Below are 10470 nucleotides of genomic sequence, written 5' to 3'. Positions count from 1 at the left end.
CATCAAATGAGATTTTAATAGTATTTGTTCCCATTGCTGCCATTTCTTCATTGTCAGGCATTGTCATTTCATACGTTACAGCGCCTGTTTTTGTTTGTGCATAAAATTGTGTAGATACAATTGCAAAAGCAACAAATGCTAATTTTTTTAAGTTCTTCATGTGTAATTGGGTTTAAATTTAAAGATTAGTATATTATTTTAATAAGAAGTTACAATTTAAAGTTACTTTTTTAGAAACTTTTTTGGAAACAACACTTGGTATTTCAATATCAAAGTCAGACACATTAACGTTAAAATCTGTTTTAATTTCTATATCCGAACCTGTTTTTTTAATTTTTGCAATCGAAGTAATATCTTTACTTTTTCCGTGAAGTTCTAATTTACCTTTAATAGTATAATCTTTAAAAGTCGAAGTTAATTTAGAGATATCAAAATTCTCAATTTTACCTTTAAAAGTTGCTTTAGGAAATTTAGAACTTTCAATATAATTTTCATTAAAATGCTCTTCCATCAATGCAATTTTAAAACGAAAACCTTTCATTAAAGCTAAAACCGCAATTTCGCCATTATTCGTATTCAATATACAAGTTACCGCGTTATTTTTTGCTTTAATTTCTTCAAAAGAAGGTACAGAGGCTTCAAAACTGATGCTACCAGTTTTGGTGATTTTTTTTTCTTGAATTGGTGATAAACTTACTAATAATAACCATCCAATTAGGGCAATTTTTTTCATACAACTATTTTTAAGATGGAAACTATTTTTGAAATTTATTCTAAAAGTCCGTCGGTATTCCAATCAGTAATTAAATCAATTGTGGTTTGTGGTAGTCGAGTTCCTTGGTATGGCATCATACCTGAAGCGCCTTGAGCTCTTGAAACACGATCTAAAAGCCCATTATTTTGAACAGATAATTTCACTTGATTATAAGTAACTAATGACGTTTGTGCACCCGCAGATGGAGTAGTGCCGTGACAAGCCACGCAATTATTATCTATAATCGGTTTTATGTTTTGGATGTATTTTGTTGTATTTGAAGTTAAAGGGATTGTTAAATCATCTTCTGAATGATTGCTACAACCAAAAACAAAAAATAGTGTACTTAAAATTAAATAATGTATTTTTTTCATGTTAAAATTGTTTTATAATCACAATATTACAAAATAATTAATAAGTTTGTACGTAGAGAATTAAAATATATGAAAAAAATAGTTGTTGGTATAGTTGTACTGTTTGCGATACTTTTGGTGTCTTACAAATATTTATATCATGCACACAGAGATATTGCAAATGAGGAAGCTGTTTTTTCAGTAACAGTAAAACAAGTTTCGAATGATTTTTTGCAAGATGAAGCAAAAGCAAATTTAAAATACTTAGATAAATCTATACAAATTACAGGAAAAGTTACTAATGTTGATATAGCAAATAAAACCATAGTATTGGACGAGAAAGTATTTGTACTATTAAAAGACACCAATGTTGTTAAATTAAATGAAACTGTTTTGGTTAAAGGAAGAGTTATTGGATACGACTCATTATTAGAAGAAATTAAAATAGATCAAGCTGAAATTAAATAATTATGATAAAGAAAATTACTTTTTTATTTTGTGTATTTCCATTTTTAATGGTTGCTCAAGACGATTTACTTAATGAAATCGATACGATATCTGACGCAAATGAATCAGAAGTTGCGGCATTTAAATCATTAAAAATTGTGAATTTAGAATCTACAAAATTGGCCGCAAAAGGTGATATGTATTTTGTGGTTGCTCACAGATTTGGTTATTTTGACAAAGGTTTTGAAGACTTTTTTGGTTTAGACGAAGCCAATACTCGTTTACAATTTGTATATGGATTAACCAATGGTGTTACGATTCATGCTTCTCGTTCTGGATTTCAAAAAACGTATGAGTTTGCAACCAAATACAGATTGTTTGGACAAAAAAAACAAGGATTTCCTTTTGAAATTGTTGGTTTCAATAGTTTAGCAATTAATACGGAATTAGAAAAAACAGTATTGCCAAAATTAGAGTTTTCAGATCGTTTGGCTTATGTTAATCAAATTCTAATTTCAAGAAAATTCAATGATAATTTATCGTTAGAAATTGCACCAACACATTTTCATCAAAATTATGTTGCCAATAATTCTCAAGACAATAGTCAATTTGCTATTGGTTTAGGAGGAAGATATAAGTTTACCAAACGTTGGTCGTTTAATGTGGATTATGCAGCACATTTAAACAGAGCATCCAATTCTACTTTCAAAAATCCACTTTCTATAGGATTCGATTTAGAAACAGGTGGTCACGTGTTCCAAATGCATTTTACAAACTCGCAAGCCATGCACGAATCGGGATATTTAGGAAATACGTCTGGAAGTTGGAATGATGGAAAAATAGCTTTTGGATTTAATTTAATTCGTGTTTTTTAATATGCGTATTTTATTATTTTGCTTGTTTGTATCTAATTTTTCTTTCGCACAAAGTGATATTTTTAATATTGCCAGAAAAGGAACTGTTGAAGAATTGAAAAAATTAATTGATGAAAATAAAAGTTTGGTAAATACACCAAATAATGCCGGATTTTCACCTTTAATTATTGCCACGTATTCAAGTAATTTGCACGTTGCTAAATATTTACTTAATATTGCAGAAGATATTAATTATCAATCACCTGAAGGAACTGTATTGATGGCTGCTATTATGCGAAACAATATTGAAATGGTGCATTTGTTACTTGAAAAAAAAGCCAATATAGAGATTACTAATGATAACGGAGTAACTCCTTTAATGTTAGCTTTACAATTTAAGAACTTAGAAATAATTAAATTATTATTAAACAATAATGCCAACAAAGCAGCAATAGATAAAGAAGGTAAAACTACTTTTGAATATGCTGTTGCCACCAAAGAAGAAACCATAATTCAACTATTTAAAAACTAAAAAAAAACATTTATGAAAAAGAAAATTACTTTACTATTTATTTTAATTGCTGGTTTTGCAAATGCACAACTTAAATCAACTGGAAATGTTGCTTTGGGTACAAACATGACAGCTAATATGACACTAAACAATGCAACTTCTATAGTAACATTAACATTAGTGGGTCCAAATGACAGATGGTTTGCTGTTCAATTTGGTTCATTTAATGGAGGTATGGAAGCGGCAACAGATGTTGTTTATTGGAACGGAACAACTTTAGTAGATGCTGTGCATGTTGGTATTGGTGCCGCACCTACAACAGATTCAACAAATAACTGGACTCTTGTTACAAATACAAATAATGCACCAGCAACTGGTCAAAGAACTTTAGTATATACCAGACCATTTTCTACAGGAGATTCAAATGATTATACATTTAATTTCGCAAATAATACACTAGATTTGGCTTTAGCAAAACACCAATCTGCTTCTTTTACTATGGCAAATCATGGGACAAGTAATAGAGTTGTTGTTTTAGATAATTCAATGACTTTGGGTTTAGAAGATTTTACTTTAAATTCTTCTACAGTATATCCTAATCCAAGTAACGGAAATTTTACAATTACTACTAAAACGTTTTTAAAATCGGTTGATGTTTATAATATTAACGGTGCATTAATTAAATCATATAAAGTAGCTGATTCTTCAGAAAATGTTGAATTTAATATTACTGATTTACCATCAGGAGTTTATTTGTTAGAATTAAAAAACGATACAGATAAAACTTGGAAAAAAGTTATTATTGAATAGTAAATAAAAAATATTACTTTTACAAAGTCCCAAATTATTGGGACTTTTTTAATATATGGCATTACTTCATAAAATAAATAAAAAAGCAAAAGCTGAAAACAATACCGGTTTTGGCACAAATTCTCAAAATTATGGCGGTCGGTTCATAAATAAAAACGGGAATGCAAATATTCAAAAAGTGGGTATTGGTTTTTTGGAAGGTATTAGTTGGTATCATACCATGTTAAAAATTCCCAGATGGAAGTTTTTCTTTATTATTATCCTTTTTTATTTTATTGTTAATTTGTTTTTTGCTTCCATTTATATGTTAATTGGAGTTGAAAATTTGCGCGGAGTAACCTCCATTTCAAGAATTGATAAGTTTGGTGAAGCTTTCTTTTTTAGTATTCAAACTTTTACTACAGTTGGCTATGGGCATATTAGTCCTTCAGGTTTTTTAGCCAGTTTTGTTGCAGCTGTAGAAGCATTATCAGGATTGCTAAGTTTTGCAATAGCAACCGGTTTGTTTTACGGAAGATTTAGTAAACCAAATGCATATATAAAGTTTTCAGAAAATGCGTTAATAGCACCTTATAAAGATGGAACCGCTTTAATGATGCGTTTGGCACCTCATAAGAACACCAATTTAACTGATGCTGAAGCTTTTGTTACTGTTGGTATTTTAATTGATGAAAATGGAGTTATTTCTAATAAATTTTATAATTTACCTTTAGAAATGAGTAAAATAAATTCTTTAACTTTAAGTTGGACATTAGTTCATCCAATAGACGAGGAAAGTCCACTATTTAATTTAAATCAATCTGATTATAAAAATACTATCGGAGAAATTTTAGTTTATATAAAAACATTTGACGATATGTATTCATCAACAGTTGCTAAAAGGACTTCATATACATTTAATGAAGTAGTTTATGGTGCTAAATTTTCCCCGATGTATTCAAAAAATGAGTCTAATACTAAAACGGTTTTACATTTGGATAATTTAAATTCATTTATTAAAGTTAATTTGTAAAAAAAAAGCTATTCAATTTGAATAGCTTTTTGACTTTATTTTTTTATAAAATTTTCGGCAAATTTCTTTCCTTCTTTGGTTTCAATACTTATAATATATATTCCATTACTTAAATTTGAAACGTCGATAGCATTATAATTAGAAGTAATTTTACTAATCGTTTTTCCATTTGTATCAATGATATGTATTGCATTAATATTTAAATGTTCAATGTTTGAAATTGTTAAATAATCAGATGCTGGATTTGGGTAAATTACTACATTCTTTCCGTTGAACGTAGAAGTGCTTAAAGGAAAGTTTCCTTCAATAACATTTAATGTTTGATTAATATTTGGATTTGTAATTGTATCTACATTACCTGATGGCCAAATTACTTTAATTTGAGAAATTGCTGTAGCCGTTCCAATTCCAAAATGAACATTTAATGTGCTCATAAATTCAAAACCTTCACCGCTTCTTACTTCTCTAATTTGTTTACCCCAAACACCATAAATTTCTACACGTGCTCCAATTCCATTTCTATTACTTTGGATACCTTGAAACGTTAATTTTATCCAATTGTTTCCGTTTGGTACTGCAGTATGAATTGTATTTCCGTTTAAAATATCAAGAAAACCATCATTATTTAAATCGCCAATAGCGCCTAAAGAAATGTTAGAATAGCTTGCGGGTGAAAATGTATTGTTTCCTTGGTTAAACATAATTTTATTTCCACCACCCATAATATCGATAAAACCATTATTGTCAAAATCATATGCAATATAATCTCTATTAATAGTATTGTTTAAATCCCATCCAGATCCATTTGTAATATTTGTAAATGCTTCTTCGGTTGTGTTAGAAGTATTTAAGTTATTTTTAAAAAACATATGCCCTGTATTTCCATTAGAACCAACTAATATATCCATATCACCATCATTATCAAAATCAGCAATAGCAGATGACCAGGATTGTACCGGTGTTGTGTTTATTTGAGCAATTGCTGAAATATCAGTAAAAACTCCATTTCCGTCATTTCTGTGAAGCTCGCAAGGCGGTCCTGAACATTTTGAAATAAACATATCCACATCGCCATCATTATCATAATCTGTCCACAATGAAGCGTAGTTTCCGCCACTAGAAAGTACGCCTAATGAATAGGATCCAGGAGTTACACCTGATTGATAATGTGTAAATGTTGCACCGTTATTGTTGTTCATATAATATACATTTGGTGCCACATCATGACAAGAAAACGCATCTAAATGACCGTCATTATTAATGTCAATAAAATTAGTTCTTTGACAGAAAATATATTCTGGTGGGTTAATGTTTGTATATGCTGTTCCTGTACTATTAGATTTCCAAAAAGTTAAACCATTTCCGCCACCTAAAACCAAATCATTGAATCCGTCTCTGTTGTAATCACCTGCTGCAATACTCCAAGATGGCATATCACTTGAGCCGGTTATCGGAAAATCGGTCATATTAAAATTATTTCCTATACCTTGGTAATGAATTTTTAAATTATTAGCACTTACTCCCACAATATCGTCTTTGTTATCACCATTCATGTCTACAACACAAATATTATAAGTGCTATTAATTGTTGAAATGGTTTGTGCCGTAAAATTCACAGGAGTAGGAATTGGAGCTATATATGGTCCTTCTGAAAGTTGAAAAGTAAATCCTGCAGAAGACCATCTGTTATCCCATGCTATATAATAAGTAGTTCCAGCTAGTGCAGTAAAACTTCCTACAGACGAATAGCTTGCGCCAGAATCATCATCACCACCTACGCAAGTTAATGTGCTACATGTGCCACTATAAACATGAAATCGAGTATCTATTTTTGGTGTATTTGCAGCAATATTTGAACTAACTGTTGTGGTATAATTTTGTGTAGGAATGTATTTATACCATTCACCAGCCGTAGCTCCAGATCCATTTGTTGTACATATTGGAGTTGGGATTTGTGTTCCATTAACTGCTGTTACTATATGCATCCCAACTGTAATTGTTGGTGCACTTGCACAAGTATCTTGGGCCCAATTAAAGTAATTAATAAAAATCACAAAAAATAATGTAAAATATTTTTTCATTTTTGACATATTAAAATGTTATTACTGACATGGTTGTAATGAATTTATCCATTGTCCTATTAAACTTATCGCTTCTTCATGAACCACCGTTCTTCCGTGTAGAGGCATTCTGTATGCTTCATTTGTTGTATTTAATCTATAATATAACATCGATCTGTTTACGTTTCCAGGTGTAATGATTTTTCCTAAAGCAGGAGCGAAATTTTGCATGTCTTGTGTGTCTACACAAACCCCCATGTTGGTTAATCCGTTTGTAGCACCTGTCTCGTTAAAAGCAAATCGCATCGGTCTATAATCGCAATGTTTACCGTTTTGGTGGCAATGTGCGCAATTAATGTCAAGATAGGAACGAACCCTTTTTTCTAAAGATTTTGAAGTGTCATTATAATCAATTGTTGAATTATTTTCAGTTGGAAATGTGAAATTATTTTCTAAATAGCCTTGTTCAATCCATTTAGTTAATTGATTTTGAGTAGATGTTCCGTAATTATAATTCAAATTTAAATTTTGAGGCTTAATTCCAATTGGAATATGAATAGTTTGTAAATTTCCATTAACATTTTCAGTGTTTTTATGACAAATGATACACTGAACTTCAGAAGGAATTCTATAATCTGTAGTTTTTATTATATTATTTTCATCTTTCCAAGATATGTTTACAAAACTTCCATTTAAATCTAAATAAGCTTCGGTTTGAGCATCATTCCAAACATAATCAGCAAAAATCCAACCTGTTTGTTTCCGTATCATTATTCTTGTTTCAATTATACGAGTTGTATTATTTGGTTGTATTTTATCGTAATAAAAGGTCTTAATCAAAGCTGCTCCTACGGGTAATTCTAAAACCTTAGAGTCACCATTATAAGTTGCTTTTAAACCTATTGGCATCCAAACAAATCTTTTTTTGTGAGCATAATCTGTAAATAAAGAGCTTGCTGGTGCATAAGGAAGTACATTTAATGAAGGGATTTGGTTTTTCATTTCTCCTTCAAAAAAATGATAATCAGAAAGCTTAGGAAATGGTACTTGAGTTAAATCAACTTTTACAGGTGATGTAGGAATGGAATTATATTCTTCTTCAGTTTCGTTATTACATGATATTATTAATAATGAGATACTTGAAAGTAAAATAAATAGTATTTTTTTATTCATTCGTAAAAATTTTTTACTAAAATAGTAAAAAAATTAAACTATTTCATAAATATAATTTTAATTTGTTTTACTAAACATTTTCAAGTATTTAAAAGCCTATTTTAATTTCAGAAGAACATTATAGTTTTCTAAATTATTTAATGCTTCATTCGAAGAATAATCTAAGGTAACTTCTTCTTTTAAATATACTTTTTTAGCGGAAATTCTATTTATACTTTCGTAAAAACGTCGTACTTCTTCTATATTTGATAATATTAATTTTGGAACCTTTACATTTTCACCTTTTTCATTTTTGGCAACCATAGTAAAATAACTTGAATTGGTATGTTTTACTTTTCCCGTTTGAATATTTTGAGAAGTCACTCTAATTCCAACAACCATTGAGCTATTACCTACATAATTTACACATGCTTTTAAGGTGACTAACTCGCCGATTTCAACAGGATTCAAAAAATTTACAGTATCAACGGATGCTGTTACGCAATAACTTCCACAATATTTAGAAGCACAAGCAAATGCAATTTGATCCATTAAACTTAATAAATAGCCACCGTGAATTTTACCACTAAAATTACTATGCGATGGCAACATTAATTCAGATAATGTGATTTTTGAAGCTGCAACCGTATTGGATGTATTCATTTATTTAGTATTAAAATAAGTTTATTTTTCAGGTTGAACTTTTGTAATATAATAATTAGAATCGCCCCACCATAAAAAAGTGTCATAACGTTCAATATATTCTATTCTTACAAATTTCCCTTGATTGTTTTTTAATTGTTCAATTACTTCTGGCTCATTATCCATTACAGAAAATGCAAATTTTTGTGAACTTGAAAGACCTTGACTTAATTCACCTTCCCAAGTTTTAAAAAAGTAACCTTTATGGCTAAATTTTATTAATTCGCCAGCACGCATTCCGTCACTAAAAGTTGCGTAGTATAAAAAAGAAACGTACGAAGCGCCAGCTAATACAATAGCTAATATTCCATATATAAGTACTTTTTGAATAAGGGTCATATTGTTTGTCATATACTCTGAATTAATTATCAGTTTCAATTAATAAATCTTCGTCATTTTCAGCTCGTTTTAAAATAGCTTCTGGTAAAGCTTTTTTTGCTTTAGCTCCCATTTTCTTTAATTTTTCAGCACTGGTAACTAAATTTCCTTTTCCTTCGGTAAGTTTATTCATTGCTGCAGAATATTCTACTTTGGCTTCATCCATTTTCTTTCCAATTTTAATTAAATCAGAAACAAAACCTTCAAATTTATCATACAACGCACCTGCTTGACGCGCAATTTCAATGGCGTTTTCTTGTTGTTTTTGATTGGTCCACATACTATCTATCGTTCGTAAAGTCGCTAATAGTGTAGAAGGAGTTACAATCACAATATTTTTTTCAAATGCCTTGTTATATAAGGTTAAATCTTCTTGTAATGCCAATGCGAAAGCGGGTTCAATTGGAATAAATAACAAAACAAAATCAGGACTTTCCATTTGATAAATGTCTTGATATCGTTTGTCGCTTAATTGTTCTACGTGTCTTTTTACCGAATTTACGTGCTCTTTTAAATGTAAATTTTGTTGTACATCATCTTCTTCATTTACATATTTTTCATAAGCTGTTAAAGATACTTTACTGTCTACTACCATCTTTTTTCCGTCAGGTAAATTGATAATTACATCGGGTAAAATTCTTGTGCCTTCTGCAGTTGTAAAGGCTTGTTGTACTTCGTATTCTCGACCTTTTTCTAATCCAGATTTTTCTAATACGCGTTCTAAAACCAATTCGCCCCAATTTCCTTGCATTTTACTATCGCCTTTTAATGCCTTGGTTAAGTTGATGGTTTCTTTGCTCATTTGGGCATTCATTTCGCTTAAGCTAACAATTTGCTGACGTAACGCGGCATGATAATCTATACTTTCTTTATGAGTGTCTTCAACTTTTTTCTCAAAATGTAAAATTTTATCTTGTAATGGTGATAAAATATTTTTTAAGTTTTCTTTGTTTTGTTCGGTAAATTTTTGTGTTTTTTCTTCTAAAATTTTATTGGCTAAATTTTCAAATTCTTTAGTAAATTTCTCTTGTAAATGATTTAATTCTTCTTTTTGTTCTTTGGTACGATCTAATAAATTGTCGAAATCATTTTCTTTTTTTGCCAATAAAATAGCAAATTCTTCTTTTTCAGTTTGTATTTTTTGTTTCTCGATTTGCAAATTCTGAAACGATGATTTTAATTCTGCAAGTTGATGTGATTGTGATGTTAATTGCCCATCTAAATTGCTTTTTTCAGCATTAGACTGGGTTTTTGAAAGTAGCTTTCCAATGTAAAAACCAATGGCTAAAGCAATTAAAATGGCGAATACTAAGATAATAGATGTGTTCATTTTCGGAATATAATTTGTTAGATAGTAAAATTACTATTTTTTTTAAATTTATCCTCAATTAAAAAAATAAAACACATCAGTTCTTCTAATTTTTAATTTTCTATTAT

The 10470-nt window shown here is 29.7% G+C and carries 12 protein-coding genes; 5 read left to right on the top strand and 7 right to left on the bottom strand.

Translation table 11 applies throughout. From position 1 onward, the window contains the following. Positions 1-193: 193 nt before the first annotated feature. Positions 194-733 carry a YceI family protein gene (locus KA468_RS06610; protein ID WP_291242149.1) on the bottom strand — a complete coding sequence of 180 codons (540 nt, stop codon included), beginning with the start codon at positions 731-733 and terminating at the stop codon, positions 194-196. Between the two features lie 35 nt (positions 734-768). Continuing rightward, positions 769-1128 (bottom strand): hypothetical protein, encoded by a 360-nt coding sequence (locus KA468_RS06605; protein ID WP_291242148.1) that lies wholly within the window; start codon positions 1126-1128, stop codon positions 769-771. 69 nt (positions 1129-1197) lie between these two features. Between KA468_RS06605 and KA468_RS06600 the strand changes: the two genes are divergently transcribed. From KA468_RS06600 to KA468_RS06580, 5 genes are read left to right on the top strand one after another with little or no spacing between them, the layout of a single operon-like run. Next, a complete protein-coding gene (locus KA468_RS06600) occupies positions 1198-1575 on the top strand; it encodes a hypothetical protein (RefSeq protein WP_291242147.1) in 378 nt (125 codons plus the stop codon). Positions 1576-1577: 2 nt separating this feature from the next. Then, complete coding sequence (locus tag KA468_RS06595) at positions 1578-2429, top strand: DUF5777 family beta-barrel protein (RefSeq protein ID WP_291242146.1); 852 nt, start codon at positions 1578-1580, stop codon at positions 2427-2429. 1 nt (position 2430) lies between these two features. Beyond that, positions 2431-2940, top strand: coding sequence for an ankyrin repeat domain-containing protein (locus KA468_RS06590; protein WP_291242145.1), 510 nt, complete (start codon positions 2431-2433; stop codon positions 2938-2940). Between the two features lie 12 nt (positions 2941-2952). Then, on the top strand, positions 2953-3729 hold the full coding sequence (locus KA468_RS06585) for a T9SS type A sorting domain-containing protein (RefSeq protein WP_291242144.1): 777 nt from the start codon (positions 2953-2955) through the stop codon (positions 3727-3729). 55 nt (positions 3730-3784) lie between these two features. Then, positions 3785-4741 (top strand): ion channel, encoded by a 957-nt coding sequence (locus tag KA468_RS06580; protein WP_291242143.1) that lies wholly within the window; start codon positions 3785-3787, stop codon positions 4739-4741. Positions 4742-4776: 35 nt separating this feature from the next. Here the strand turns inward: KA468_RS06580 and KA468_RS06575 are convergent, their stop codons facing one another. From KA468_RS06575 to rmuC, 5 genes are all read right to left on the bottom strand, one after another. Further along, a complete protein-coding gene (locus KA468_RS06575; RefSeq protein ID WP_291242142.1) occupies positions 4777-6822 on the bottom strand; it encodes an FG-GAP-like repeat-containing protein in 2046 nt (681 codons plus the stop codon). A gap of 21 nt (positions 6823-6843) precedes the next feature. Then, positions 6844-7974 carry a hypothetical protein gene (locus KA468_RS06570; RefSeq protein ID WP_291242141.1) on the bottom strand — a complete coding sequence of 377 codons (1131 nt, stop codon included), beginning with the start codon at positions 7972-7974 and terminating at the stop codon, positions 6844-6846. Between the two features lie 96 nt (positions 7975-8070). Then, on the bottom strand, positions 8071-8616 hold the full coding sequence (locus KA468_RS06565; protein ID WP_291242140.1) for an acyl-CoA thioesterase: 546 nt from the start codon (positions 8614-8616) through the stop codon (positions 8071-8073). Positions 8617-8637: 21 nt separating this feature from the next. Next, positions 8638-8994, bottom strand: coding sequence for a 6-phosphogluconate dehydrogenase (locus KA468_RS06560; protein ID WP_366933129.1), 357 nt, complete (start codon positions 8992-8994; stop codon positions 8638-8640). Positions 8995-9016: 22 nt separating this feature from the next. Then, a complete protein-coding gene (rmuC, locus tag KA468_RS06555) occupies positions 9017-10363 on the bottom strand; it encodes a DNA recombination protein RmuC (RefSeq protein WP_291242139.1) in 1347 nt (448 codons plus the stop codon). Positions 10364-10470: the final 107 nt, after the last annotated feature.

It is taken from the genome of Flavobacterium sp., assembly GCF_017985075.1.
GTDB lineage: Bacteria > Bacteroidota > Bacteroidia > Flavobacteriales > Flavobacteriaceae > Flavobacterium.
The sequence above is the reverse complement of the archived record's forward strand: the minus strand, read 5'-3'. Positions and strand labels throughout refer to the sequence as shown.